The 26,447-nt window shown below is 68.2% G+C and carries 27 protein-coding genes and 1 pseudogene; 20 read left to right on the forward strand and 8 right to left on the reverse strand.

Going from position 1 to position 26,447, the window contains the following annotated elements; genetic code table 11:
• Window positions 1–156: 156 nt before the first annotated feature.
• Complete coding sequence (locus HUG10_RS05055) at window positions 157–1,122, reverse strand: PLP-dependent cysteine synthase family protein (RefSeq protein WP_179168522.1); 966 nt, start codon at window positions 1,120–1,122, stop codon at window positions 157–159.
• A gap of 111 nt (window positions 1,123–1,233) precedes the next feature.
• Here HUG10_RS05055 and HUG10_RS05060 point away from each other — a divergent pair, with 111 nt between their 5' ends.
• Window positions 1,234–1,614, forward strand: a complete 381-nt coding sequence (locus HUG10_RS05060) for a thioredoxin family protein (RefSeq protein ID WP_246310219.1) — start codon at window positions 1,234–1,236, stop codon at window positions 1,612–1,614.
• A 190-nt stretch (window positions 1,615–1,804) separates the two neighbouring features.
• Here HUG10_RS05060 and HUG10_RS05065 read toward each other — a convergent pair whose 3' ends face one another.
• Both HUG10_RS05065 and cyaB read right to left on the reverse strand, forming a co-directional pair.
• On the reverse strand, window positions 1,805–3,004 hold the full coding sequence (locus tag HUG10_RS05065; protein WP_179168523.1) for a methionine adenosyltransferase: 1,200 nt from the start codon (window positions 3,002–3,004) through the stop codon (window positions 1,805–1,807).
• 60 nt (window positions 3,005–3,064) lie between these two features.
• The gene (gene cyaB / locus HUG10_RS05070; RefSeq protein ID WP_179168524.1) at window positions 3,065–3,646 is read right to left on the reverse strand and encodes a class IV adenylate cyclase; all 582 of its coding nucleotides are present in this window, start codon (window positions 3,644–3,646) and stop codon (window positions 3,065–3,067) included.
• Window positions 3,647–3,841: 195 nt separating this feature from the next.
• On the opposite strand from cyaB, the gene HUG10_RS05075 reads away from it, so the two are divergent.
• The 7 genes from HUG10_RS05075 (at window position 3,842) to HUG10_RS05105 (ending at window position 9,294) form a co-directional block, all read left to right on the forward strand.
• Entirely contained in the window at window positions 3,842–4,855 is a 1,014-nt protein-coding gene (locus HUG10_RS05075) for an FKBP-type peptidyl-prolyl cis-trans isomerase (RefSeq protein WP_179168525.1), read from the forward strand.
• A gap of 21 nt (window positions 4,856–4,876) precedes the next feature.
• A complete protein-coding gene (locus tag HUG10_RS05080) occupies window positions 4,877–5,137 on the forward strand; it encodes a hypothetical protein (protein ID WP_179168526.1) in 261 nt (86 codons plus the stop codon).
• 98 nt (window positions 5,138–5,235) lie between these two features.
• A complete protein-coding gene (locus HUG10_RS05085) occupies window positions 5,236–5,637 on the forward strand; it encodes a YlbF family regulator (RefSeq protein ID WP_179168527.1) in 402 nt (133 codons plus the stop codon).
• Window positions 5,638–5,764: 127 nt separating this feature from the next.
• Window positions 5,765–6,679, forward strand: a complete 915-nt coding sequence (locus HUG10_RS05090; protein WP_179170999.1) for a glycosyltransferase — start codon at window positions 5,765–5,767, stop codon at window positions 6,677–6,679.
• A gap of 37 nt (window positions 6,680–6,716) precedes the next feature.
• Window positions 6,717–7,346, forward strand: coding sequence for a MinD/ParA family ATP-binding protein (locus tag HUG10_RS05095; protein WP_179168528.1), 630 nt, complete (start codon window positions 6,717–6,719; stop codon window positions 7,344–7,346).
• A 35-nt stretch (window positions 7,347–7,381) separates the two neighbouring features.
• Window positions 7,382–8,008 (forward strand): RAD55 family ATPase, encoded by a 627-nt coding sequence (locus HUG10_RS05100; protein ID WP_179168529.1) that lies wholly within the window; start codon window positions 7,382–7,384, stop codon window positions 8,006–8,008.
• A 275-nt stretch (window positions 8,009–8,283) separates the two neighbouring features.
• Window positions 8,284–9,294: a sodium:calcium antiporter gene (locus tag HUG10_RS05105; protein WP_179168530.1), complete on the forward strand. Its 1,011-nt coding sequence runs from the start codon at window positions 8,284–8,286 to the stop codon at window positions 9,292–9,294.
• Here the strand turns inward: HUG10_RS05105 and HUG10_RS05110 are convergent.
• On the reverse strand, window positions 9,291–10,214 hold the full coding sequence (locus tag HUG10_RS05110; protein WP_179168531.1) for a PhzF family phenazine biosynthesis protein: 924 nt from the start codon (window positions 10,212–10,214) through the stop codon (window positions 9,291–9,293). The two genes, HUG10_RS05105 and HUG10_RS05110, sit on opposite strands and share 4 nt — an antisense overlap.
• A gap of 135 nt (window positions 10,215–10,349) precedes the next feature.
• On the opposite strand from HUG10_RS05110, the gene dph2 reads away from it, so the two are divergent.
• Window positions 10,350–11,387, forward strand: coding sequence for a diphthamide biosynthesis enzyme Dph2 (gene dph2, locus HUG10_RS05115; protein WP_179168532.1), 1,038 nt, complete (start codon window positions 10,350–10,352; stop codon window positions 11,385–11,387).
• A gap of 17 nt (window positions 11,388–11,404) precedes the next feature.
• On the opposite strand, the gene HUG10_RS05120 is transcribed toward dph2, so the two are convergent.
• The gene (locus HUG10_RS05120; RefSeq protein ID WP_179168533.1) at window positions 11,405–12,421 is read right to left on the reverse strand and encodes a hypothetical protein; all 1,017 of its coding nucleotides are present in this window, start codon (window positions 12,419–12,421) and stop codon (window positions 11,405–11,407) included.
• An 85-nt stretch (window positions 12,422–12,506) separates the two neighbouring features.
• On the opposite strand from HUG10_RS05120, the gene HUG10_RS05125 reads away from it, so the two are divergent.
• Window positions 12,507–13,058, forward strand: coding sequence for a hypothetical protein (locus HUG10_RS05125; protein WP_179168534.1), 552 nt, complete (start codon window positions 12,507–12,509; stop codon window positions 13,056–13,058).
• A gap of 2 nt (window positions 13,059–13,060) precedes the next feature.
• Here HUG10_RS05125 and HUG10_RS05130 read toward each other — a convergent pair whose 3' ends face one another.
• Complete coding sequence (locus tag HUG10_RS05130; RefSeq protein ID WP_179168535.1) at window positions 13,061–13,537, reverse strand: TIGR00725 family protein; 477 nt, start codon at window positions 13,535–13,537, stop codon at window positions 13,061–13,063.
• Window positions 13,538–13,645: 108 nt separating this feature from the next.
• On the opposite strand from HUG10_RS05130, the gene HUG10_RS05135 reads away from it, so the two are divergent.
• A complete protein-coding gene (locus tag HUG10_RS05135) occupies window positions 13,646–14,209 on the forward strand; it encodes a hypothetical protein (RefSeq protein WP_179168536.1) in 564 nt (187 codons plus the stop codon).
• 18 nt (window positions 14,210–14,227) lie between these two features.
• Here HUG10_RS05135 and HUG10_RS05140 read toward each other — a convergent pair whose 3' ends face one another.
• Entirely contained in the window at window positions 14,228–14,995 is a 768-nt protein-coding gene (locus HUG10_RS05140; RefSeq protein ID WP_179168537.1) for an SIR2 family NAD-dependent protein deacylase, read from the reverse strand.
• A gap of 333 nt (window positions 14,996–15,328) precedes the next feature.
• Between HUG10_RS05140 and HUG10_RS05145 the strand changes: the two genes are divergently transcribed.
• The 9 genes and pseudogenes from HUG10_RS05145 to HUG10_RS05185 all read left to right on the forward strand — a co-directional run bounded on the left by HUG10_RS05145 (window position 15,329) and on the right by HUG10_RS05185 (window position 25,381).
• Entirely contained in the window at window positions 15,329–16,168 is an 840-nt protein-coding gene (locus HUG10_RS05145) for an MBL fold metallo-hydrolase (RefSeq protein ID WP_179168538.1), read from the forward strand.
• 73 nt (window positions 16,169–16,241) lie between these two features.
• Window positions 16,242–16,688: a universal stress protein gene (locus HUG10_RS05150; protein ID WP_179168539.1), complete on the forward strand. Its 447-nt coding sequence runs from the start codon at window positions 16,242–16,244 to the stop codon at window positions 16,686–16,688.
• A 72-nt stretch (window positions 16,689–16,760) separates the two neighbouring features.
• On the forward strand, window positions 16,761–18,359 hold the full coding sequence (locus HUG10_RS05155) for a coiled-coil domain-containing protein (RefSeq protein ID WP_179168540.1): 1,599 nt from the start codon (window positions 16,761–16,763) through the stop codon (window positions 18,357–18,359).
• A 46-nt stretch (window positions 18,360–18,405) separates the two neighbouring features.
• On the forward strand, window positions 18,406–19,305 hold the full coding sequence (locus HUG10_RS05160; protein ID WP_179168541.1) for a hypothetical protein: 900 nt from the start codon (window positions 18,406–18,408) through the stop codon (window positions 19,303–19,305).
• Window positions 19,306–19,417: 112 nt separating this feature from the next.
• A complete protein-coding gene (locus HUG10_RS05165) occupies window positions 19,418–20,635 on the forward strand; it encodes an AI-2E family transporter (RefSeq protein ID WP_179168542.1) in 1,218 nt (405 codons plus the stop codon).
• 166 nt (window positions 20,636–20,801) lie between these two features.
• Window positions 20,802–21,581 carry an SDR family NAD(P)-dependent oxidoreductase gene (locus HUG10_RS05170; protein ID WP_179168543.1) on the forward strand — a complete coding sequence of 260 codons (780 nt, stop codon included), beginning with the start codon at window positions 20,802–20,804 and terminating at the stop codon, window positions 21,579–21,581.
• Window positions 21,582–22,003: 422 nt separating this feature from the next.
• Window positions 22,004–23,392 carry a hemolysin family protein gene (locus tag HUG10_RS05175; protein WP_179168544.1) on the forward strand — a complete coding sequence of 463 codons (1,389 nt, stop codon included), beginning with the start codon at window positions 22,004–22,006 and terminating at the stop codon, window positions 23,390–23,392.
• Window positions 23,393–23,737: 345 nt separating this feature from the next.
• A pseudogene (locus HUG10_RS05180) lies at window positions 23,738–24,313 on the forward strand (universal stress protein); the annotation flags it as partial.
• A 261-nt stretch (window positions 24,314–24,574) separates the two neighbouring features.
• Window positions 24,575–25,381, forward strand: coding sequence for a BtpA/SgcQ family protein (locus HUG10_RS05185; protein WP_179168545.1), 807 nt, complete (start codon window positions 24,575–24,577; stop codon window positions 25,379–25,381).
• Between the two features lie 73 nt (window positions 25,382–25,454).
• On the opposite strand, the gene HUG10_RS05190 is transcribed toward HUG10_RS05185, so the two are convergent.
• Window positions 25,455–26,384, reverse strand: coding sequence for a carbohydrate kinase family protein (locus tag HUG10_RS05190; RefSeq protein WP_179168546.1), 930 nt, complete (start codon window positions 26,382–26,384; stop codon window positions 25,455–25,457).
• Window positions 26,385–26,447: the final 63 nt, after the last annotated feature.

Below are 26,447 nucleotides of genomic sequence, written 5' to 3' on the forward strand. Positions count from 1 at the left end.
GAGTAACGAATATCGTTTATCACGTCAGACGCCACGTGCGTTCGTCACGTTGGCGGGGGCGATCAAACTGTTCTGGTGCGAGCACGTTCACCTCCCGCCCGTTCCGGCGTAGCCTCGCCGGACGACCCGACAGCTGATTGCGGGGGTACAGTCCCGTCAGTCGAACATCCCGGTCGACATGTACCGTTCGCCGGAGTCCCAGAACACAGTGAGCACGAGCGGGTCGTCGCCGGACTCCCCGGCGTCCGACCTGGGTTCCCACCCGTCCACCGCGACGTCGCCGTAGCCGGGGTCCTCGCCGGTGGCGAACGCCTCGGCGACACGCCGGGCGAGGAGGTTCGACGCGCCGCTCGACTGGCCGACGAGGATGCCCTCCTCGCGGGCGAGCCGTCGGCACTCGGCCTCCGCCTCGTCGAGTCCGACGGTGAACACGCCGTCGAGGAGGTCGGCGTCGAGGTTCGGGCTGACGAAGCCCGGACCCATCCCCTGGAAGTCGTCCGCGTCGACCGACCCGCCCGAGAGCGCCGCGCTGTGCTCCGGTTCGACCGCGACGACGTCCATCGCGGGGAACGCCTCGCGGAGCCGGCGTCCGATACCGGAGAGCGTGCCGCCGGTCCCGACGCCCGCGACGAGCGCGTCCGGTTCGCGGCCGTCCAACTGGTCCAGGATCTCCTCGGCCGTCGTCTCGTAGTGGGCGCGGGGGTTCGCCGCGTTCTCGAACTGGCGGAGCTGGACCATCCCGTCGGCCTCGAGTTCGTCCGCGCGCGCCTTCGCGTCCTCGATGTTCCCCTCGACGAGTTCGATCTCGGCGCCGTACGCCCGCATCACCCGCCGCCGCTCCTCGCTCTTCGAGGCGGGCATCACGAGCGTCACGTCGTACCCCTTCGCCGCGCCGACGAGCGCGAGCCCGACGCCGGTGTTCCCCGACGTCGGCTCGACGACGGCGTCGCCCGGCGTCAGTTCCCCGGCCGCCTCGGCCGCCTCCACCATGTAGCGGGCCGGGCGGTCCTTCGCGGAGCCGCCGGGGTTGCGCGACTCCAGCTTCGCCGCCACGGTGGCGCCCTCCGGCGAGCGTACCCGTACCAGCGGCGAGCCGATGGTCTCCAGCACGGAGTCGTCCATGTCCGTCAGTACGGACCGGTTCACTTAACCAGTCCCCGACACCGGCAATACCCCGATCGCGGTCGCTGCCGCGGACGTGGAGGTTATGCCGCCCGCCCGCCTAGTCCGGCCATGAGCCAGGCACTCGATACGATGGAGTCCAACCCGGGCGCGGGCCACGACGCCCCAGCCGAGGTCGTGGAGGCGCTCGCGGACGACGACCTGCGGTTCAAGGTCTGGGGCGGCGACTGGTGTCCCGACTGCACCGACCAGCTCCCGCGGTTCGCCGCCGTGCTCGACGAAGCAGGCGTTCCCGCGGACCGCGTCGACCAGTACCCGGTCGAGAAGGTCGACGGCGAGAAGGAGGGCCCCGGGATGGACGAGCACGACGTCGAGTACATCCCGACCGTCGTCGTGTTCCGGCGGGACGAGGAGGTCGCCCGGTTCGTGGAGTCCGCGAACGAGCCGATCGCGGAGTCCCTCGCTGGGGAACTGACCGGCAAATCGTCGTAGCACGGAACCGGCCGACGAGGTTCGGCCCGGGCGAACGTTTTTCACCGGAAACGCAGCCAGACGGTGCGTGACCTGATTCGAACCGCGCGCCGGACCGCGAAATACCCGATACGACCGGCGCGCGAGCCGACCCCATCGAAAACCCCTGACCGGGAGGACAACGCTACGTGGGACGGTGTCGGGTGTTCGCTCAGAAGGTGGAGAGCTCGCCCTCGATGACGCGCCGCGTGATGTCCGTCACGTTCGCGAGGCGCTCGTCGATGAGTTCGACCATCTCGGCCTCCACGTCGGCGACCGCCACGCCCTCCTCGGTGACGACCTGCGCGTCGGCAACGTGGGGCTCGTCGATGGGGCGTCCGATCTGCGAGAGGAGCCGTACCTGCAGGTCACGGATGCCGTCGACCTCTTCGACGACCGACTCCGCGATGTCCGTCGAGAGCAGGTTGTATATCTTCCCGATGTGGTTGACGGGGTTCTTTCCCGAGGTCGCCTCCATACTCATCGGCCGGTTCGGCGTGATGAGCCCGTTCGCGCGGTTGCCCCGTCCGACGGAGCCGTCGTCGCCCTGCTCGGCCGAGGTTCCCGTCGTCGTGAGGTAGATGGACCCCTCCTCGAGGTCGTCGGCGGTGTTCACCTGCACGTGGACCTCGCGGTCGGTGTAGTCGTGCGAGAGGTCGGTCACGAACTCCTCCACTCGCTCCACGGCGGCCACGTAGTCGTCCATGTCGGCGACGTACGAGTCGATCATCGCCGCGGCGACGGTGATGTCGATCACGTCGCCCTCGCGCTTGCCCATGATCTTCACGTCCGGGCCGAGTTCCGGGTGGGAGTCCGCGTAGGACCCGTTGAGCGCGCGCTCGGCCTCGAGGACGATGCGTTCGGTCTCGGTCCGTGGAGCGTGGCCGACGCCGAAGGACGTGTCGTTCGCCATCGGAACCTGCGCGCCGTCCTCCCCGAAGACCTCCTGGAGGTCGCCCGATCCCTCGCCGAGCTTCACGTCCAGCACGATCTCCGTGCCGACGTCGAGTTCGGGGACCGTCTCGTTCAGGTACGTGCGGGCTGCTTCCAGCGCCGTCCGCTCGACCGGGAGCGTCTGCCCCTCGTACTTCTTGGTCGCGCGGCCGACGATGAGCAGGTAGATGGGTTCGAGCACCTCGCCGCCGCCGAACGCCGGCGAGGCCGAGCCCGCCGCGAGCTGTGTCTCGTCGGTGTTGTAGTGGAGCACCTTCCCGACGCGGTCGATGTACAGCTGCGAGAGCGCGCGGGAGACCGCCTCTGCGATGCCGTCGGAGATTGAGTCGGGGTGTCCGAGCCCCTTCCGCTCGACGATCTCCACGCCCTGATCCTCGACTGCACGGCGGTCGAGTTCGGAGACTTGGATGTTCCTCATTACCCGAGCGGTCGAGATGGGCGGAACTATAACTTGCGGAAACGGTTTCGGTCGTGGCTATTACTGCGAGGCATCCCCGTCGTCCGCGAGGAGGAGGCCGAGATACGAGGTCCGGATCTGGTCGGCGGGGTCGAGACCGAGGTCCCGGAGCACCTCGTACGCACCCTCGCGGGCCGACTCGATCCCGTCCTCCTCGGCCTCCCGTTCGACCTCCACGAACTCGCCGAGGCCCACCACGCTGTCGAGCGTAACCGTGTAGCCGTCGAGGCCGTATCGCTCACGCTCCTTCTCGACGGTCGCGGCCGGTTCGAAGCCAAGGCCGTCGAGGACGCCCTCCAGGGCCGTTGAGTCGTCCACCGGGGTCTCGTGCTCCTCGCGGGTCTTCGACGCTCGCTCGACGAGCGGTCCCTTGTAGGTTAGCCTGGTCTCGGTCGGTTCGTCGTCGGCCTCCGCGTCGCCGTCGTCGGGACCCCCTTCGCGGCGGATGCGGAGCGCCTCGTCCGTCTCGGCGAACTCGCGGTGCGGCGCGTCATAGTACACGTCAGTCTGGCTGACCCTCTCGGTTCGCTCGGCGCCGAGTTCCGCGAGTCGCTGCCGGACGAGCCTGTGGTCCGCACGGACCTTCACCTCGACCTCGTACATACGCGTGGGTGCTCGCCGGGACGGACAAAAAGGGTCCCGTCGAGACGCTCACGGCGGAGTTCACCTCGGGTTAGGGGGTCCGCCGAATAGCGTGCTAGCCCGGTCGAATCTGGTGCTCATGTTCCAGTTTCGGTCGTTTTCGGCGGCCGGGGACGAAACGTGATTCTTAAGGACCGCACGGGCGACCGTCAGGACATGAGCGAAGAAGAGCAGGCTGACGCGGCCGAGTCCGCCGACGCCGACGCGGAGGCAGAGGACGCATCGGCAGCGCAGGACGACGAGACCGACGAGGAGAGCGGGATCCAGCAGAACGACTTCGTCAAACTCGAGTACACGGTCCGAACCGTCGCGTCCGAGGAGGACGAGGAAGGTCGAGTCGTCGACACGACCAAGAAGGACGTCGCCGAGGAGGCCGGCATCGACGACGACGACTACGACTTCTCTCCGCGGACCATCGTCGTCGGGGAGGGGCACGTGTTCGCGAGCGTCGACGAGGACCTCGTCGGCCGGGAGGTCGGCGACGAGAACGTGGTCACCGTCCCCGCCGACGAGGCGTTCGGGGAGTTCGACCCCGAGGACGTCCGGACCGTCAGCGTCGAGAAGGTCCCCGAGGACGACCGCTACCCCGGCGCGCAGGTGACCATCGACGGCGACCAGGGCTACCTCGAGACGGTCATCGGCGGCCGCGCCCGCGTCGACTTCAACCACCCGCTCGCCGGCGACGACCTCGAGTACGAGTACGAGATCCTCGAACTCGTTGAGGACCGCGAGGAGCAGGCCGCGAGCCTCATCGGCATGTACCTCCAGGAGACGCCCGAGGTCCGAATCGAGACCGAGACGGTCGAAGAGGAGGTCACCCTCGAGGCGTCCGAGAACGAGGACGGCGAGGTCGAGAAGGAGACGGAACTGCGCGACGTCGAGAAGGACACGCTGTACATCGAGGCGACGCCGATGATGCAGATGAACCAGCAGTGGATGTTCTCGAAGCAGCAGATCGCCCAGGACCTGATGGGCCGACTCGGCCTCGACAGGGTCGTCGTCGAGGAGGTCATCGACGGCTCCGGCGGCATGATGGGCGGGATGGGCGGCATGATGGGTGGCATGGGCGGCCTCGGCGGCGAGGACGCCGAGGACGTCGAGGAGGCGCTCGAGGACGTCGACGTCGACGCCGACGAGCTCGTCGAGGAGCTCGAGGGCGACGAGGAGTAAACCGGCACCCCCGTTTCTCGCATGGCACTCGAATCCGTCCGCGACGACCTGCTGGTCGCCGGCGTCGCCGCGGCCTGTGCGGTCACGCTGACGCTGTCGCTCGAGCTGCTCGCGAACGTGTCGGTGTCGGTCTGGCTCCACTCGACGCCGCTTGCCGTCTACTTCGCCTACCTGTTCTCCCGGAAGGGTGGGCCGTACGGCCCGCTCGACACGGCGCAGAACTGGGCCGTTCTCGCGGTGGCGGTCACCGTCGTCGCTGGCGCGTACGCGCTGTTCGCCTAGAGAGTCGGTCGACGGACCCCGTCGGCCGACCGCGACGGCCCGGCCACCTATCTGCGCGCGGTCGCGGCGCTTTTACCACCGCACATCCAAGACAGCCCATGAGCATCGAGACGGACGCGGAGTCCGACGCGACGGCCGGAACCGACGTGGACGCGCTCGCCGGACGGCTCGGCGAGGCCATCGTGGACCTGCCGGCCTACCGGCGCTTCGCCGAGGCGAAGGCCGCGGTGGAGGCCGACGAGGAGGCGCAGGAGCGCATCTCCGAGTTCGAACAGCTCCGTCAGGAGTTCTCCTTCGCGCGGCAGATGGGCAACGCGGACGAGGAGAGCCTCCGGAAGCTGCAGGAGGCCCAGGCCGACCTCCACTCGCTCCCGGTGATGGAGGAGTACGTCGAGGCGCAGGACGAGCTACAGGGTCGGCTGGAGGAACTGAACGAGGCCGTCTCCGCCCCGCTGGCCGTCGATTTCGGCGGCGAGGCCGGCGGCTGCTGTCAGGATTAGGAACACGGACCTCTTTTGACGGGGTCCTCCTCGCTCGCGGAGGAGTGCTAGTTATGCCACGAGTTGGAGCTCGAATCCGTCGATTTTCGGACCGTTTACGTCACGTCCCCGCCATCTTTCGGACGTGATCAGCCCTCCACCCACGAGCGTCATCCTCCCGACGATACGCTGGACCTCGGCGTGTGACGAGGTCGCCGACCAGCTCGAACCGGACGACGAACTGCTCGTCGTCGCAGACGACGAGTCCGATCCGGTAGCCGACCACCTGGGGGACCTCCCGGACGGCGTCCGACTCGTGTTCGCGGGCGAGCCCGAGCGGTGTTCGGGGAAAGCCAACGCCATCGCCGCCGGGATGGAGGCCGCCGAGCACGACCGGCTCGTCTGGACTGACGACGACTTCCACCACCCGTCGGACTGGCTCTCCCGGCTCCACGCCGACTACGCCGAGCACGGACCCGTCTCCGAGGTCCCGTTCTTCGTCGGCCGAGATCCGCTGTCGACGTTGCTGGAGCCGATCTACGCCATCGGCGGGACGCTCGGCGCGTACGCCAACGATAAGGCGTGGGGCGGCGGCGTGCTGTTCGAGCGCGACGACCTCGACGAGGCGGCGTTCCTTCGCGACCTCCGGCGGACCGTGAGCGACGACGGCCTGCTGTCGGAGCACCTCGACGTAACCCCCCTCCGACGGGCACGCCGCGTCGACGTCGGCGGGACGGTTCGCGAGACGCTGGAGCGACACGCCAGGTTCTGCCAAATCGTCCACCGACACGAACCCCGGGACACGGTCGTGATGGGGGCGACCGCGACGGCGACGACGGCGCCGCTCCTGCTGTTCCCGTGGGCCGGGATACTGCTCTCGACGCTGCTCGTCGCGGCCGTCTACGCCGCCTTCGGCGTTCGCAGGTGGACCGCGCTCCTCGCGTTCCCGGCGATGATCCTCCAGGCGCCCGCGCTCGCCTACGGGCTCGCTCGCAGGACGTTCGTGTGGGGCGGTCGCCGCTATCGCTGGCGGTCGAAGTTCGACGTCGAGGTCCTGTCGTAGGCGAACGTTCAAACCGGATGGGGCGGCCAGACCGCCCATGCTCGCAGTGACCGGCGGGAAAGGCGGCTCCGGCAAGACGACGACGACTCTGGGTCTCGCCCGCGCGCTCGACTCGCCGGCCCTCGCCGTCGACGCCGACTGGGACCTCCCGGACCTCCACGCGCTCGCCGGCGTCCCGCGAGGGTGGACCGAGCCGAACGCGGTCGCGGCCGCCTCGAGGGCCCCGGTGTCCGACGGGGCGCGCGTCCTCGCCGCCCCGTCGGATCGCGACGAGCGGGATGTCGGCGCAGTCCTCCGGGCGCTCGACGGCGTCGACGCGTTCGTCCTGGCCGACTGCCCCGCCGGCGCCGGCCCGGACGCTGCCGTGCCGCTCCGTGTCGCCGACGCAGCGGTGCTGGCGGTCACTCCCTGCGCCCCCGCGCTCCGCGACGCCGCGAAGGCCGCGGCCATGGCCCGGCAGCTCGACACCCCCGTCCTCGGTGCGGTCCTCACGCGGGCCCGGGCCGTTCCGCCGGGTGTCGACGACGCGCTCGGCTGTCCGGTGCTTGCTCGGGTTCCGCCGGTTCGTCGGGAGGTCCTGTCGACCGAGCGCGTCCACGCGGCGTACGCGTCGGCCGCCGCGGAACTCGCGGAACTGTCGCAGCTATCATTGGAGAGATGCGGGTGACAACCGTTATCTGCCTCCGCTCGGTTCGGTGGAGCATGGCTGACCGGCTCCCGACCGGCGTCGACGTGCTCGACCGCCGGTTCGACGGCGGCATCCCGAAGGGGAGCGTCGTCCAGTTCGCGGCCGACGCCGCGAGCCAGTCGGAGCTACTGCTGTACGAGCTGACGGCCGCGCGCGGGACGTTGTACCTCACGACGCTGCGCTCGGAGACCGCCGTCGCCGACGCCTTCGCGGCCACGCGGACCCGGGTGGGCAACCCGACGGTTCGGGAGATCGACGGCGACGCGCCGCTGGACGCCGCCAACCGCCTCGTCGGGACCCTCCCGGAGGGCGCGAACCTCGTCATCGACGTGCTCGACCCGCTCGAACGCATGGATCGCGGACGGTACCGACGGTTCCTCAACGAACTGCAGACGACGATGGTGAACACCGGCAGCGTCGCGTTCCTTCACTGCATGAAGGGCGGGAACGAGCCGGAGAACCGGTCGATGACCGAGCACGTGGCCGACGTCGTCTGGGACCTCCGGACGACCGTCCGCGGGACGGACGTGGTGAACCACCTGGCGGTCCCGAAGTTCCGCGGCGGGCGGGCGCTCGACGAGACGGTGAAGCTGAAACTGGAGGAGTCGGTCACGATCGACACCAGCCGGGACATCGCCTAGCCACGAACCTCTATTCTCGGGGTCATCCTCGCTCCCTTCGGTCGCTCGTCGAACCCCCGGAAAACCCGTTCATGTCGTGGGATTCCGCCGGAATCCCACTACTAACGGGAAATCTTCGATTTCCCGTGATGCCAAAACGCCTCCTGCTCGGGCCTTACGGCCCTCGCTCGCGGTGGGAGTCGTAGTACTCTCACGGACAATTCGACCTTCCTCGCCGTGGCACGGTCGCATCCGAAACCGACCGGATTTACACCCTCCCGACCACGGACCCCGATATGGCCTCGCTCGCCGTCGCGATCGTACTCGCGGTCGTCGGCACGGTCGCCGTCTGGCTCGCGGGCGGTCGCCTGGAGTCCGCGAGCGAGCGCCTCGGCACCCACTACGGCTTCCCGCCGGTCGTACAGGGCGCGATCATCGCCGCCATCGGCTCGTCGTTCCCCGAACTGTCGAGTTCCATCATCTCCGTTCTGGTCCACGACGACTTCGGTCTCGGGGTCGGCGCCATCGTCGGCTCGGCCGTCTTCAACATCCTCGTCATCCCCGGCTGGAGCGCGATCCGGGGCCGAGGGCTTCGCGCCGACCGCGACGTGGTGTACAAGGAGGCGCAGTTCTACATGCTGGCGATCGCGGTCCTGCTGTTGACGTTCTCGCTCGGGGTCATCTACTACCCCGGGGATACGGGCAGGCTCGTCGCCACCGTCACCCGACCGCTCGCGATGATTCCGATCGCGCTGTACGGCGTCTACGTCTTCATCCAGTCGCAGGACGTCTCGGACTACGAGGCCCCGGAGACCGACGACGTGCGCGTTCGCCGGCAGTGGCTCCTCCTCCTCGGCTCGCTCGCAGTCATCCTGATCGGCGTCGAGGCGCTGATCCAGGCCGCGCTGACCCTGGAGACGATCCTCGGCGTCCCCTCGACCGTCTGGGGGCTGACCGTCGTCGCCGCTGGAACGAGCCTCCCGGACGCGGCGGTGTCGGTGCGCGCAGCCGAGTCGGGGCGGGGGCCGACGAGCCTCGCGAACGTCCTCGGGAGCAACACGTTCGACCTGCTCGTCGCGGTACCGGCGGCCGTGCTGCTGAATGGAGACACCCCCATCGATTTCGCGACGGCCGTGCCGATGATGGGATTTCTCACCGTCGCGACGCTCGGCTTCCTGCTCGCCACGCGGACGAACCTCGAACTCACCCGGCGGGAGGCGGTGTGGCTGCTCGGGCTGTACGGCGTATTCCTCGCGTGGATGGTCCTGGAGACGCTGGAGGTCACGGCGTTCGTGCCGGGGGTCTAGAGCAACCGCCCTTCGGCGACGGGTGACACTCGACCCCCGACCTCGACCGCGACGTCGTCGCCCTCGGCTTCGGCGCGAAGGTGGAGCGTGGACGGGCGATCCATCTCGAATCCCTGCTCGACCCGGACGTCGACCTCCCGGGCGGCGAAGTAGCGGTGTTCGACCAGCCAGGCGGCGAGACAGCCGTTCGAGGAACCGGTCGCCGGGTCCTCCGGAACGCCCGCCCAGTCGGCGAACACCCGGGCGTGGAGGTCGCCGTCGGCCTCCGTCTCGTTCGTGAAGACGAGGACGTTGTGGCCGCCGTACTCCTCGATGAACTCCGTGTAGGCGGGATCGGTCGTGCCCGCCCGCTCCACGGCGCCGAGGGACGCCAGCGGGACGACGAGCGTCGGGAGGCCCGTCGAGACGGTCTGGACCGGGTAGTCGTCGAGGTCGGACTCGTCGAGCCCGAGAAGCCGGGCCGCGAGCGACCGGGGAACGGTCCCGCCGAAGTCGGGGGCGATCTGGCGCATCCAGTACAGTTCGTCGCCACCGCCACCTCCGCCGTCCACGTGTTCCCCATCGTCCCCAGCACCATTGTCGCCCCCGCGCTCGACGCGGACGTCGATGGGTCCCACCCCGAGGTTCAGGGTCAGTTCGTCCGGGCAATTCTCGCGGACGAACTCCCGGAGGACGTACGCGGTGCCGAGGGTCGGGTGGCCGGCGAAGGGGATCTCCTCCGCCGGGTCGAAGATCCGGACGTCGTAGCCGCCGTCCGCCTCGCCGACGAGGAAGGTGCACTCGGAGAAGTTCGTCTCACGGGTGAGCGCCAGCATCTCGTCCCCGTCGAGGTCGGCCGCGTCGTGGAAGACGGCGAGCTGGTTGCCGGTGTATCGCTCACGGGCGAACACGTCCACCACGTGGAAAGGGTTGTCGGGCATGGGTACGAGGTCTGTAGGCGGGAACAAGGCGCTGTCGGGGGTGTGGGACTCGTTGTCCCGAGTTGGCGTGCGAACAGCCCACCTACGACGGGTCAAGCGGGCCGTTTAACCACCTACGCCCGTTACGCCGGTTCAATGAGTCAGCGAAGCGAGGGCGACCTCACGAACACCGGGATGTCCCTCAAGCACGACCGCGAGTGGGACTACGAACTCGATCGCATCGTGGAGGCGGTCGAGGAGCGCGACGCCGACAAGGTCGGCCTCCAGTTCCCCGAGGGGCTGAAGCGGCGCGCCCCGGCGGTCGCGGACGACCTCCGCGAACTGACCGACGACGTCCGCTACCTCATCTCGGGCCAGCCGTGCTACGGCGCTTGCGATCTCGACACCTACCTCATGCGGCGCTGTGACGTGTTCGTCCACTTCGGCCACTCGCCGATGAAGGAGTCGGACAAGATCATCTATGTGCCCCTGTTCTCCAACGTGGATCCGTTCCCCATCATGGAGGACTCCCTCGAGGAGCTCGCGGACCCCGCCGAGGACCCCGACGTCGGCCTCGTCACGACCGCCCAGCACATGAACCTCTTCGAGGACATGTACGACTGGCTGGAGGAGCGCGGCTTCGACGTCCACACCCGCCGGGGCGACGATAGGTTGACCCACGAGGGACAGGTTCTGGGCTGCAACTACGCCTCGGCCGACATCGACGCCGACCAGGTGCTGTACGTGGGCGGCGGGAAGTTCCACCCCCTCGGGCTGGCGATGGAACACCCCGAGAAGAACGTCGTCATCGCCGACCCCGTCAACAACGTCGTCACCATCGCGGACACCGAGAAGTTCCTGAAGCAGCGCTACGGCGCGGTCCACCGCGCGATGGACGCCGACACGTTCGGGGTCATCCTCTGTACGAAGATCGGTCAGGGTCGGTTCGACACGGCCGAAGAGATCGTCGAGAACAACGACGACGCCCACCTCATCACGATGGACGAGGTGACGCCCGACCGCCTGCGCAACTTCGACTTCGACGCGTTCGTCAACACGGGCTGTCCGCGCATCACGACCGACGACGGCCCCCGCTTCCACAAGCCGATGCTCACGCCCGGCGAGTACGAGATCGCCGTCGGGAACGAGCCGCTGGAGAACCTGGAGTTCGACACGTTCCACGGCACCTGGTAGCCCGGTAGCCCGGCTTCTCACCCGCCGGTCGCCCGCGGCTCTCGCTCCTCCGCGCTGACCCGGTAGGACTCCCCGTCGTACGAGATCCCGTACGGCTCGTTCACGCCGAACGGCGGGGTCACCCCGTTCTGCTCGACCAGTTCCACGCGCTCGACGCCGTCCTCGAAGAAGGGGAGCGTGTTCCGCAGGCGACGGTCGCGGATCGCCTGTTCGGCGACGTACCGCCGGGGGTCGGGGGCGTCCGCTCGTTCGAGCACGAACGCACACTCACGAGCGTCATCCCCGCCGTCCACGTCGGTGCGCACCGTGACCGCGTCGCCGTCGCGTTCCGTGTCGGTCACCGTGTCGTCGGGAGTCAATTCGAGTTCCTCCCCCTCCAGCGCAAACCGCGCGGCGAGGCCGGTGCCGTCACGGTAGTCCTGGCCCTCGAACCAGCCGTCGACGGCGAAGGCGTACTCGCCGCCGCCAAAGCCGGACAGCGCCACCGACTCGGCCGACCCGCCCCGGGCCTCGTCGGCATCGTCGGCTACCGATCCCTCGGCGTCGACTGCGACCGTCAACGTCCACGACTCGCCGGGTTCGACGAAGAACAGCGGGTCGACCCACGACCGCGGGGCGACGTAGTACCACTCCCCTGCGACGCGCTTCCACACCTGCCAGTGGAACCGGTTGTAGCCGAACCGCAGGTCCGTCCCGTTCACCAGCGTGAACTCGAAGGTTGCCCGGGGGAGCGTTCCACTCGTCTTCGAGGGTCGCACGAACAGCGGGTCATCCGGGCGCCCGTCGGTCCAGCAGACGACCCGCCGGACGTGGTCGTCGAACGGCGGGCAATCGACTTCCGACGGCGTCCCTCCGACCTCGGGGTAGTCGGTCGCGGTGTCGTTCGTCGAGGTGACGTCCGTCGGGGTCGGGGTCGGTTCCCGCGTCGGCGACGCCGTCGAGGACGTCGGCGAGCGTCCGGTGGACTCGGCACAGCCGGCGCCGAGCGCGCCGCCGAACGCGGCGACTGCGGCGAGGAGGGCACGGCGGTTCACGTGCCGAGGTGGGGACGGCGGGATGAATGTCTTCAGGGGAGTTACATCACAAAGGGTATGATTCGGCGGCGAGCGTGCTACGTCGATGCCCTCCACACGCGCCGCGGGCCGGGCGACCGGCGCGCTCGTCGTGCTCGCGTTCGTCGGTGTCGCCGCCGCGCAGTACGGTGGCACGGACTCCTCGCCGGGGATCGACGTCAGGTTCGCCGCGGGGTTCGTGACCAACCTCCTGCTCGGCGGGGCGCTCCTCGCGATCGCCCCCGACTACGCCGAGCGGACGCTCGCCGAGTTCCGTTCGGACCTGGGGGCCGCGTTCGTCCGCGGCCTGCTCGTCTGGTTCGCGGTCCCGATCCCCCTCGTCCTGCTCGCGGTCCCCCTCGTGGGGCTGTTCGTCGCCGTCCCCGGGCTCATCGTGCTCGGAGTGGTCGGCGTTGTCGGCTCCGCGGTCCTCGTCGTCATCGTCGGGGCCGGAGGCATCAGGCGCGAGACCCCCGGAAAGTCGGAGGTGGTGCTCGGCGCGTTCGTCCTCGCATCCGTGACCGCCATCCCCGTGGTCGGCGCGGTGTTCGCCTGGTTCATCTCCCTCCCGGGCATCGGGTTGGTCGGCCGGGACCTCTACCGCGCCTGGAAGGGCTGAGGCTAATCCCCCCCTCCCGCGCCCTCGACCGCTCCCGTATCCACGGCGTGCTCGACGTACTCGACCGCCGCCGCCGGCGAATCGCACGCCTCAATGCCATCGATTTCGTGGGTTGCGAGCCCGGCGACGGGCCGGCCGTACACGAGCGCGAATCCGATCTCCGAGAGCGTCCCCGGCCCCCCGGTGACGGCGACGACGGCGTCGCCGTTCAGCGGGACCAGCGCGTTCCGCGCGTGGCCCAGCCCCGTCGCGACCGGCACGGTGACGTACTCGTTCGCCTCTGCCGGGTCCGCCGACGGGAGGATGCCCACCGTCTCGGCGCCCGACCCGCGCGCGCCGCGACAGGCCGCCCGCATGACGCCGCCGCGGCCGCCACAGACGAGCGTGTGCCCCCGCCCGCCGAGCAGTCGGCCGAGTTCCTCCGCGACCGCCGCCGTCCCCTCGTCCACCCGTCCGGCGCCGATGACACTGACTCGCACGGTATCGACAGGGGGACGTGAGGACTTCGACCTACCGGCCCGGGTAGGGGGAACGCGGCCAGGGGGCGACCGGAAACGGTTTATCACGTCCTGTTGACATCCCGGCCGATGCCCTCCACACGGACGCTCGTTCGCGCCAGCGCCGCGGCCGCGGCGCTCGGATTCGTGGGAACAGTCGCCGCACAGTCGCCGGGCGGGAGCGGCCTCGAACTCGGGGCTCGCCTGGGAATCCGCCTGGTCGTCTCGCTCGTCGTCTACCTCCTGCTCGGGGGCGCGCTGGTCGCGCTCGGTCCGCGCTACGCGACGGAGACGAGTCGTGAGATCCGCGAGGATCCCGGGTCGGCCTTCGTCTGGGGGCTGCTCGTCTCGATCGGAGTCCCCTTCGTGCTCGTCCTGCTCGCGTTCACGATCATCGGTCTGATCGTCGCCATCCCGGGACTCCTGCTCCTCTTCCCGGTCGGCGTCGTCGGCACGGCCGTTACGGTGGTGACCGTGGGGGCGGCGATTCGGGGGAGCAGGGGCGATGTCTCCGGAACCGACGCGGCGGTCGGCGCACTCGCGCTCGCCGTTCCCTTCGCGATCCCGGTCATCGGCGACCTCGTGACCACCGTCGCGACGCTGTTCGGCACGGGCATCGTCGGGCGGTTCCTGTACGAGTCCTGGCGCGGGTAACGGGGTATTCCCCGACGGTTACGGGTCCGCATCCCCGGCCACGAGCGAGACGAGGTGGGGGAGGAGTTCGGTGACGTCCTCGCGGAACACGTACTCCGCGCGGTCGTCGTGGCGCGTCCTGTCGTAGTTCACGACCGCGAGTGTTCCGTCGCACTCCCGCGGCAGCGACGCCGCTGGGTCCACGGTGAGCGACGATCCGACGGCGAGGAACACGTCCGCGGCGGTGGCGAGCCGTCGGGCCTCCGCGAGTGCCTCGCCGGGTAACCGCTCGCCGAAGAGGATCACGTCCGGCTTCAGTGCACCATCGCACGACTCGCACCGCGGCGGAAGCTCCCCGTCGCGCGCCCGCTCCCGTGCCGATGTGGCGTCGGCCGTCCGGCTACAGTCCGGACAGACCACCCGTCGGGCGTTGCCGTGGAGTTCGACGACGGTCCCGCCGGCCTCGGCGTGGAGGCCGTCGGTGTTCTGCGTGAGGACGGCCTCGAACGGACCGTCGGCCGCCAGGTCGGCGAGCGCGCGGTGGGCGGCGTTCGGCTCCGGGTCGGCCGCGAACATCGTCTCGTGGAGTTCGAGACGGTCGCGCCAGAAGCCGGCCGGGTCGCGCCGGAACCGGTCGTACCTGAAGTCGTCGGGGTCGAACTCTCCGCCCCAGACGCCGTCCTCACCGCGGAACGTGGGGATCCCGGAGGCGGCGCTCACGCCGGCCCCGGTGAGCGCGACGGCTCGGTCCGCGGCGCGCAGGTCGCCCGCGAGCGACTCGAGCCTGTCGTCGGACGCCTCGTCCATGTGCCGACGTTCGACGACGGGAGTGAAAACGGGTTCGGCGGTCGAGGATGGGGTGTCAGTCGGTCAGCAGTCCGGCGACGACCTGGGGGTCGAACGTGGGGACGCTGTCCGTGATATGCTGGCGCATCGAGGCGAAGTCCGCGGTGCGGCGGTGAGTTGACATGGCCCTGCGTACCCTCCGCCGAGGGGTAAGTTGCCGCCCCGCTGTTGCAAGCCCGCGGGACACCGGACGGACGGGGTGCCGTAGACCCGCAGGGAACCGGTTCCTCGTCTGACCGGCCCTCGCCGCCGGGAGTGGACAACGCTTAGTCCCCGGAACTGGTGGGTGGCGACATGGCAGACGCAACCTCCGACTGGGGCGACTGGCTCCCGCGAGCGGTCGAGTCCGCCGATCCCGACGGCGTCTCGCTCTGGTACCTGGGCTGCAACGGCTTCGTCGTGAAGGCGAGCGACGGGACGACGCTCTGGATCGACCCGTACGTGGGGACCGGCCGTCCCCCGCGGACCGTCCGGATGATCCCGGTTCCGTTCGACCCGGCCGACGTGACCGACACGGACGCCGTGCTCGTGACCCACGAGCACATCGACCACGTCCACGGGCCGTCGCAGGCGCCGATCCTCCAGAACAACGGCGCGTCGCTGTACGCGCCCGACGACGCGCTCGCGGTGGCCCGCGAGGAGGAGGCGTGGACCGAGAACTGGGAGGTGAGCGACGACCAGTTCGTGGATGTGGCCGAGGGCGAATCGTTCTCCGTCGGCGCGTTCGACGTCGACGTGGTCGAGGTGAACGACGCCGACGCGACCCACCCGGTCGGCTACGTCCTCCGGCACGAGGCAGGGACGCTGTTCCATGGCGGCGACACGAAACCCCATGACGGGTTCGCAGACCTCGGGGACGAGTACGACGTCGACCTCGCCGTCGTCGCGTTCGGCTCCGTCGGCCGCATCGACGACAAGGAGACGGGCGAACCGACGGTGACGAAGTGGTACTGCGACGAGAACCAGGCGGTCGAGGTCGCCAGCGAACTCCGGGCAGACCGAATGCTCCCCAGCCACTGGGACATGTGGAAGGGGATGACCGCGAACCCCACGTCGCTCCACGAGCACGTTCGGAGCTTCGAGCACCCCCAGCGACTCGAACTCGTCGAGATCGGCGATCGGGTCGAGCTCTGAGACGGGCGGGCGGAACTGTCGGATCTGTAACCTTAGTCACGGGTTTTTTGCCGGGACCAGCCGATTCGGGGGCATGGAACACGCACTCGCGGTCGTCGGCCCGACGGAGACGGCGAAAGAACTCGTCCGGGAGGCCGGCGAACTCGCCGCCGGCGTCGACGCCGACCTGACGCTCATCCACGTCACCGACGAGGAGACGTACGACGAACAGCGCGAACAGCTGGCGAAGGTGACCAGCGCCAGTTCGACGTACAGCGTCGGCCAGGCGGTCGAGGGCGCCCGCAGTTACGCGAACGACATCGGACGCGAGGTGCTCCGGGACGTCGACGTGGAGTACGACGCCGTCGGGAGCGTCGGCGACAGGGCGGAGACCATCCTCACCGAGACTGACCGGCGCGGGTGCGACCACGTCTTCCTCGCCGGTCGGAAGCGGTCGCCGGCCGGCAAGGCGCTATTCGGCGACGATGCACAGCGGGTCATCCTCGACGCCGACGTCCCGGTTACGGTCGTCACCGAGTGAACCCATCGGGCCGGATTCGCGGCTGAGAATCGGCCCGTGGGGTTTTTATGTGACGTCCGGGAGGGTGTATCCATGAATCAGGGGTCCGACATCGACGACACCGTGGTCGTGCAGGGGGACGGTGTCACCGTAGAGAAGCGCTTCGCCGCGGACGAGTTCCCCGTCCCGGCCGTCTCGTTCACCCTCCGGACGGAGCGGGACGACCCGGCCGAGTTCCGACTCGTCGACGACATCCCAGAGGACTTCCCGATGGACCGGGTCGGGTTCCACCCGGAGTACGAGTCCGAACACTGGACGGCGTACCAGGACCACCGGGTCGAGTACCGACGACGCCTCGAACCGGGGGAGGAGGTCACGACGGTGTACGGCATCCGGACGGACGATCCGAGCCGAGGCGAGGAGTTCCTCGGCGAGCCCTCCATCGAGGAGGTCGCCGAGGACGCGGACCCCGTCGGCGACGTCGCGGACGTCATCGGCGAGGACTCCTCGAAGGTGGTCCGGGACGTGCTCTCGGGCGAGCGGGACGCGATCCCCGGCGACGGCGACGAGGCGAACGCGACGATGGAGTCGGATTCGGCCGCGGACGCGGACGACTCCCGGCTGAACCTCGCGGCCGCGGAGGACGACCTCGGGCTCGGCGGTTCTGACGAGGACGAGCAGGCCGACGACGTCGCCGCCGACGAGGCAGACGACGTGACCGACGACGACGCGTCGGCCGACGACGACGCCATCGCGGAGGCGGTCGGCGGATCTGGCGTCGACTCCATCACCGAACCCGTTGAGCCGCCGGCGGACGAGTCCGATACCGACGCGGAGTCCAGCGTGGCCGACGACGAGGACCTCGGGATCGATGACCCCCTCGCCGACGCCGACGATGCGGACGCCTCGTTCGACGAGGAACCGTCCACCGACGTGGACGGGAGCGACGTCGACACCGAGGTCGACGACGACGTGAACGTCGGCGAACCCGTCGCGGCCGGAGGGGCCGCCGGCGGCGTCGCCGCTGCGCTCGCGGCCGAACTCCGCGCAGGCGACGTGTCCGACGAGGACCGGGAACTGCTGAAGCGCGAACTCGAACTCGATCACTCGACGAGCGTGGACGCCAGGGTGTCCCGGCTCCAGTCGAAGGTCGAGGACCTCGGCGCGTACACCGACGCGCTCGAGGAGTTCATCGACGAGAACGGCACGGCGGACGAACTCGTCGAGGGGCTGCGCGCCGACGTGACCGAGGTCCGCGAGGCGCTCGACGCTGTCGAGGCCGACGTCGCGGACGCCGAGGAGGAGCGGTCGGACCTCTCCGACGACGTCGCGGACGTCCGCGCGACCGTCGAGAACGTCACCGACGAGGTGACGGAGCGTGCCGAGGAGCTGGAGGCGTCGGTCGCCGAGGTCCGCTCGGAGGTCGACGATCTGGCCGACGAGGTGGCCGAGGAGGACGACGCCGTCGCGGAGGTCCGCGACGGGATGGCGGACGTCGAGGACGAACTCGAGTCGATCTCGGCGATGCTCGACGACGAGGTCGGCGAGCTCCGAGCGGAACTCGCCGAAGTACGGACCGAACTCGAGGAGTTCGAGGAGTTCCGCGACCGGCTCTCCTCGGTGTTCGGCCCCGGCGGTGCCGCCGCTGCCGGCGGCGACGGCGCGGACGACGCGAACGAAGACGCGGAATAACGCCCGAAGCGCGCCGTTTTTGACGCGGGAACCCGTGGCGTCGACAATGACAGGGACGGTAGCCGTGGCGGTACCGCGGAAGGGGAGGCCGCTGGAGGCCGCGCTCGAACGCCTCGCAGCCGTCGGCGGTTCGGACGGCGCCGCGCTCGCCGACGACGTCTCCTCGACGCTCCGCTACGAGAAGGCCGTCACGAAGGGGCGCCAGTCGCCCGACGACCGGGTGTACGACCGCCTCGCCGACTACAGCGAACCGCACGGCGACGGCGCGGAGTACACGCTCGTCCGTGACGACCGCGAGGCACACCCGCGCCGGGTCGTCTTCGACAGCGCCCGGGTGACCGTCGACGGGACAGAGGTGCTGCTCGTCGGCCGCGAGGAGCCGTTCCGGGCGCTCCGGACGCACGAGTTCGCGCTCGGCTTCGACTCGGCGGACCTCGTACTCGAGGAGGTCGTTGGCCTCCGTCCCGAGGGGCTGTCCGAACTCGGGGACGTGAACGCGCGAATCGACCCCCGCGACACGGACGTTCGCGTCGCGACGGGGCTCGGGGACACGGTCCGACACACCCTGATGGCGCGGCCCGAGACGCTCCCGCCCGGCGCCGACCTGGACCGCTCGTTCGTCGCGGACTACGAGGGGCGGCTCTGCATCTCGCCCCGCTACGAACGGCTCGTCGAGGCCGTCCTCGGGACGGACGCACTCGACGGGGTCGAGTTCGTCTACCCCGAACCGGGGGTCGAAGAGGAGGCCGCCATCGCCGACACCGGGCTCGGCGTGTACCTCACCGTCACCGGCGGCACCGCGCGCGAACACGGGCTCGTCCTCGGCACGGACCTGTTCCCGAGCGAGACCGTGCTGCTGGAGAACGAGGCCGAGTCGACCGCCGCGACCGACGACCTCGAGGCGCTGCTCGGCCGCGGCGTCGAGACGGCGATCCGGGCCGACTGAGCGACGGCGGGTCCGACACCACGAGTGCCGAAGGGTGCGGTCGGTTTCCGATGGATCGTGATTCGTTGGCAGCCACAACCGTTTCACGGCGCCACGCCGAACGTTCGCGACGATGGTGGATATCGGACCCACGGGTGGGTACGGCCGGGCTCGCGTCGGCTGGTGGGCGTTCGTCCTGATCCTCGCCGGTGCGGCGGCGTTCATCGCCCACTCGTTCGTCGGCATCCTCGTACTGGGCGTGTTCGGCTACTACGCCACGCGCCCGATCTGCCGCCGACTCGCGACCTACGTCGACTCGGACAGTCTCGCCGCCGGGTTGACCGTCACGCTGGTCCTGCTCCCGGTCGTCCTCGTCCTGTTCTACGCCGGTTTCCAACTCCTCCAGCAGGCCCAGCAACTCCTCGGCGGGGGTGCGGGAATTCCGCTCCTCGGCGAGCACCTCGGCGCGCTCTCGGACGAGCAACGCCGAACGCTCCGGACGGCCCTGGAGAACCCGAGCCAACTCGTCACCAACCCGCGCCAGACGTTCCAGAGGGTGCTGGAGGCGGGCCTGGCCGCGACGTCGGTCGTCGCCGGGGCGCTGTTGCTCCTCTCGCTCTCGGTGACGCTGTCCTTCTTCCTCCTGAAGAACGACGACGCGCTGTCCGACGGGCTCCGCCAGTTGTTCGGCGGACGGGACACGACCGCCCACGCCTACGCCTCGGCCGTCGACGGTGACCTCGAATCCGTGTTCTTCGGCAACATGCTGTTCGTCGCCACCATGGCCGTGGTCGCGACGGCGGTCTACTGGGGAACGAACCTCGTCGCACCCGAGGGCATCGCGGTCCCGATGGTACTGGTACTCGGGTTCCTGACCGGTGTCGCCAGCCTGATCCCCATCGTCGTCGGGAAGGTCGTCTACCTGCCGGTCGTGGGCTACCTCGGCCTCCAGGCGATGGGGAGTGGGGGCGGCTTCGCGTTCGTCGGCGGCGTGCTCGTCGTCTACTTCCTGGTTCTCGACATCCTCCCGCAGACGTTCCTCCAGCCGTACATCACGGGCCGCCAGATCGACCCGATGATCCTGCTGTTCGGCTACATCCTCGGCCCGATCCTGTTCGGCTGGTACGGCTTCTTCCTCATGCCGATCGTGTTCGTCGTCATCCTCGAGGCCGTCCGCATCGTCCTCCCCGAACTCGTCAGGGGGGAGCGGTTGACGCCGACCGTCTCGATGGGCGAGTCGGTGGGGGCCAGCCTCTCCTCCAGCGGTGAGCCGACGAACGACGACGGTTCGTCCGAGGAGGACGTCTCGGGCGGACAGACCGAGGAGGAACGGGCAGGGGACGCCGCCTGAACGGACCCCACAGCCGAGCCCGATCGGTGCCCCATCGTGCCCGGTATGACTCCCCTCCCGCCCGTCGGGAATCTAATTTGGTCGGACCGAGGAATATGGAGCGCACGTTGACATTTATTCGCTATCAACACCGTTAACCCAACCAGCGTGGAGGATAACCCACCGTATGACTGACGAACCAGACGAGCGGACAGTAATAGTAACTGGCTCGAGCAAGGGGATCGGTAAACACGTCGCGAAGCGGTTCGCGGACGACGGTGCGAACGTCGTGGTCTGTTCGCGGTCGCTGGGCGACTGTGAACGGGTGGTCGAGGAGATCGAATCGGAGGGCGGATCCGCGCACGCAGTCGAAGTCGACGTTCGCTCCAAGCAGTCGGTCGACAACCTGATCGACGAGGCCGTCGATCGGTTCGGTCGGCTCGACGTGATGGTGAACAACGCCGGCATCAACATCCGCGGCCCCGCGGAGGAGATCTCGCCCGAGGACTGGCAGCAGGTCGTCGACGTGAACCTGACCGGCGTCTTCTTCGGCGCCCAGGCGGCCGGCAGGCAGATGATCGAGCAGGGCGACGGCGGGAGCATCGTCAACATCTCCAGCATGATGGGCAGTGCGGGACAGCAGGACCGGACGCCGTACAACACGACGAAGGGCGGCGTGAACAACCTCACGCGCTGTCTCGCCGTCGAGTGGGCCGAACACGACATCCATGTGAACGCCCTGGCGCCCGGGTACATCGAGACCGAGATGGTCGAACAGGCCCAGGAGGACACCGGGTTCGACAAACAGGACATCAGGGACAGGACGCCGCTCGATCGGTTCGGAACCCTCAACGAGGTCGCGAACTGCGTCACGTTCCTCGCCTCCGGTGACAACTTCGTCACCGGGGAAGTGCTCACCGCGGACGGCGGCTGGATGGCCTTCGGCTGGGGCTGTAAGGACGACTGACACACCCGACCGCCGACCTCGCGGCTGGCCGACGCGGCAGTCGTGGCTTCGGGAGCGTTCGTATTCGCAGTATCTCAAAAACGGATCGGGGTCACCTGCTGAAACGGCGAACGAGTTCGGCACAACGCGTTCTCGGAGAACACGCGATCTCGAAGCACGAGCAGGTGATCTATTTTCAGCCGAGCAGGACTCTATCTACAGAACACGGGCTATCGCATATATACGGGATTTCTCTACGTATGGCTCTCGTTGGTTCTGACTCACGGACCTCCTAACCGCCATCTCTGTTGACATTACCCATCCTCCGAACTACACGAAGTTGAGATTGTGACTCTCAGTGTGTACGCTATGTTCGAATATAAGTCGTTGAACCACTTCATCATTACAAAAGCGTTATTTTTGCTCTAATAGTAGGGCTATCGATGGGAATCTTCGTGCTCGCAGCGGTATCGGGGGCCAGTATCGCACAATACACTGTGCCGATCGTGGGTACCGAACTGGGACAAACACAGGTCACCGCGGTCGGTGTCCTCTTGATTCTGATCCTCATCATGGGGTCGGGGTTCTTCTCGTCTTCTGAGATCGCATTGTTTTCTCTGCCAGCCCATCAGGTCGACGCGATGGTCGAGGAGGGTAAGCGTGGCGCACGAGTAGTCAAGTCCCTCAAGGAGGACCCTCACCGCTTGCTCGTGACGATTCTCGTGGGAAACAATATGGTCAACATCACGATGTCCTCCATCTCGACCACCATCGTCGGCTTCTATTTCGACGCGGGCACGGCAGTACTCGTCTCGTCGTTCGGTATCACGTCGATGGTCCTGCTGTTCGGTGAGAGCGCACCGAAGTCCTACGCCGTCGAGAACACCGACTCGTGGGCGCGGACCGTCGCTCCACCGTTGAAGATCGTCGGGAAAGTGCTGTGGCCGCTCATCACCATGTTCTACTATTTGACGAGCGCCGTAAACAGGATCACCGGCGGCAGCGCGTCCATCGAGTCGTCGTATGTCACCCGCGACGAGATCCAGAACATGATCAAGACGGGTGAACGGGAGGGCATCCTCGACGAGGAGGAACGTCAGATGCTTCAGCGCACCATGCGATTCACCGACGCCAGCGCCAAGGAGGTGATGACCCCGCGCCTCGACATGGAGGCCATCTCCAGGGACGCGACCGTCGAGGAGGCCATTGAGAAGTGCATCCAGTCGGGACACGCCCGCCTGCCGGCCTACGAGGGCTCGCTGGACAACGTAATCGGCGTCTTCGACATCCGTGACCTGCAGGGTTCCAGCTACGGCGCCTTCGCCGACATCGAGGTGGAGGACGTGGTCGCCCCGACGCTCCACGTCCCCGAGTCCAAGAACGTCGACGAACTTCTCTCGGAGATGCGCGGAAACCGGATGCACATGGTCGTCGTCATCGACGAGTTCGGCGCCACTGGAGGCCTCATCACGATGGAGGACGTGCTCGAGGAGATCGTCGGCGAGATACTGGTGGGCGGTGAGGACCACCCGATCGAGTCCGTCGACGACGACACCGTCCTGGTGGACGGCTCTGTCAACATCGAGGAGATCAACGAGGCTCTCGGCATCGTACTGCCGGAGGGCGAGGAGTTCGAGACCATTGCGGGCTTCATCTTCAACCGGGCGGGCCGCCTTGTCGAACAGGGCGAGGAGTTCGACTACGAGAACGTGACGCTGGGGGTCGAACAGGTGGAGAACACTCGTATCCAGAAGGCCCGGGTGACCGTCGATCGGACCGGCAGTGTCACGATCGACGAGGAATCGCCGGATGGCGAGGGTGAACCTGATTGACTAGCAGTGTCTCAACGGCTAAGACTCCGAACAGGTGACTCAGCTCCTGTGAAAAGGCTGTACCGGCAAACCACGATTTTCCAAGAGTTCGCCACTTCAGTACTTCTTCTGGCACCCTCGGGGACTCGAACTTTTATCGCATCAGGACTGAGTTCCTCAACCAGATGGTCGGCTCTCCCCTGAGTCGTAGGGATTGTTTCTCGGTGACTTATTTCTGAAGTTGAGACCAGCTCTCTCGATAGTTGGAGACGGAGGACTGTACGATTGTGAGTGCGCTCCCTGAGGTTGGAGCCTTCACGGTGCATAACGGGTGAAAACCATTAGGGACGGGCTTTCGTACTCTCGCACGACCAGGATCTGGTCGTGATGCCGACGCACGGCCACGAGGGCCTCTCGCGATACCTCAACGGAAGCGTCTCCGAGAAGGTCGTCCGGCTCTCCTCGGTTCCGGTTCTCACAGTCCGAATGCAGCCCGATGAACAGCTCGTGTTCCCCTATGAGAACATCCTCATCCCGACGGATGGGAGTTCCGCCGCGACGTACGCTGCCGATCATCTCGTAGAGCTCGCGGCGGAACTCGATGCGACCGTGCACGTCCTGTCTGTCGTGGACGACGCTGCACTCGGGCTGGACGTCCGATCGACGAGTTCCGGAGAAGAAAGTGAACAGGCCGCGACTGACGCTGTCGAGACCGTCGTCTCGAAGGCCAAGACACATGGGGTCACGAACACCGTCCGCCATATCGAACACGGAACACCCGTCGAGGTAATCCTCGACAGTATCGAATCGAACGACATACATGCTGTTGGAATGGGAACGACAGGAAAGCGCGGTACGGAGCGTATCTTGCTCGGCAGTGTCGCTGAGAAGACCGTGCGATCCGCCCCGGACCCCGTCATGACTGTCGCAGAACCGGAGTAACTCCTGTCAACAGGAAAGGTTTCCACCGCCTCCGCTCGGAGGATCCCCGAATGGAGATGCGGATTTCGGAAATATAGGTTTCTTCCCTGCACCATCCGAAGTACGCGTATCCGCCGCTCGGCTGTTCCTATAGCGGCATACCATGTATAAGTCGGCGGGGAGTCAGTATTCCGTCGCCTCTCAAACGACGAAACGACCGATCCAGCGCCGACATTTCCGAAAAACGGCGGGCTTTACCCGACGTCACCGGAACGGGCGACCATGCTCCGTTCCACGTTCGGGACCGACAGTCCGGTCGTCGGCATGGTACACCTCCCGCCGCTGCCGGGCGCGCCGAAGTACGAGGGCTCGCTCGAGGACCTGCTCGCGGACGCCCGCCGGGACGCGCGGGCGCTGGACGACGGCGGCGTCGATGGGATCATGGTCGAGAACTTCGGCGACGTGCCGTTCTACCCGGACGACGTCCCGAAACACGTGGTGGCGACGATGACCCGCGCAGTGCGGGAAGTCGTCGAGGCGGTCGACGTTCCGGTCGGCGTGAACGTCCTGCGAAACGACGCCGACGCCGCCGTCTCGGTCGCCGCGGCGACCGGTGCGGAGTTCGTGCGGGTGAACGTCCACACGGGCGCCCGCGTCACCGATCAGGGCGTCGTCGAGGGGAAGGCCCACGAGACCGTCAGGCTGTGCGAGCGGATCGACGCGGACGTTCGAATCCTCGCGGACCACGACGTGAAACACTCGGCGCCGCTCGCCGCGCGCGAGTTCACCGCCGAGTCGATAGTCGACGGCGTGGAACGCGGCCTCGCCGACGCGACGGTCGTGAGCGGCATCGGGACCGGCCACGGCGTCGACCTGGCCGACCTGGAGGCGGCCGTCGACGCCCGCGAGGAGTTCGACCTCGACACGCCCATCCTCGTCGGCAGCGGCGTCACCGTCGACACCGTCGGGGAGATCCTGTCACTCGCCGACGGCGTCATCGTCGGCACGGCCCTGAAGGAGGACGGCGACGTCGGCGAGCCCGTGTCTGAGCGACGCGTCCGCGAACTGGTCGAGGCCGCAGAGCTGTAATCGACCCCCGGGGCCGAAAACGCGATCTCATCGTTTACTCCGGAAAACCACGAGAAGGAGGTTCGAATCGGAGCTATCGTTCGGCCAGGAACGCCCCGACCTCCGCCGCCGTCGCCAATCCCCCGCGCGCCCCCGCCGCGGTGCAGTTGAGCGCGGCGGCCGCGGCGGCGAAGCGGCCCGCGGACTCCGCGTCCCGGTCGCCGAGCATCCAGGCGTCGAGGAGGCCAGCGACGAACGCGTCCCCCGCGCCCGTCTCGTCGACGACGTCGACGTCGAACGCGGGCACGTCGGCGTCGGAGGCCGGGCCGAGGAGTGTCGCCCCGGCTTCCCCGCGCGTGGACGCGACTCGAGCAGCGCCGCGCTCCCTGAGTTCGACGGCCGCCTCGCGACCCGAACAGCCGAGGTACGCATCGGCGGCGACCTCGCCGACGACGAACAGCGACGCCGCGTCGACCCACTCGTCCACCGACGCGGGGCGTGCGCCGCGCCCCTCGAGTTCGGCCAGCCGTCCGGAGAGGTCGAAGGTGACGGGCGGGAACCCGTCCTCCCGCGCTCGTTCGAGGAGCGCTCGCTGGACCCGGTCGGGGGCGTACGCCGTGACGAACACCGCGTCGGCGCCCGCCAGGTAGTCGAGATCCGCCGCCGAGAGCCGGAGCCGTTTGGTGCTGTCCCCGGCGGTGGCGATGCTCCGTCTCCCACCGCCGTCCCGGAGTATCACGCAATGTGTACTCGTTCCCGGTTTTCGCACGACGTGAGAAATATCCAGAGGACTGTCGCGGAGCTCTTCGAGCACCAGTTCGCCAACGTCGTCCTCGCCGAGACGGGCTACCAGCCCCGCCTCGCGGCCGAGGCGCGCACAGCCGGTGGCGACGTTCGCGGCGACGCCGCCGAACGTCTCCTCGACCACGTGCGCGAATGCCCCGCCGTCGGGTTCGGGGTGGTTCGAGACGAGGTACTGCCGGTCGACCGTCGCGGCGCCGATCGTGACGATGTCGGGTGCCACTTCGTTACCCCAGTGTCCGCGCGTTCGCGCGGGTCGTTCGTAGTCCCGTCGGTGGGTCCCGAT

The organism is Halorarum halophilum (assembly GCF_013401515.1).
Lineage (GTDB): Archaea > Halobacteriota > Halobacteria > Halobacteriales > Haloferacaceae > Halorarum > Halorarum halophilum.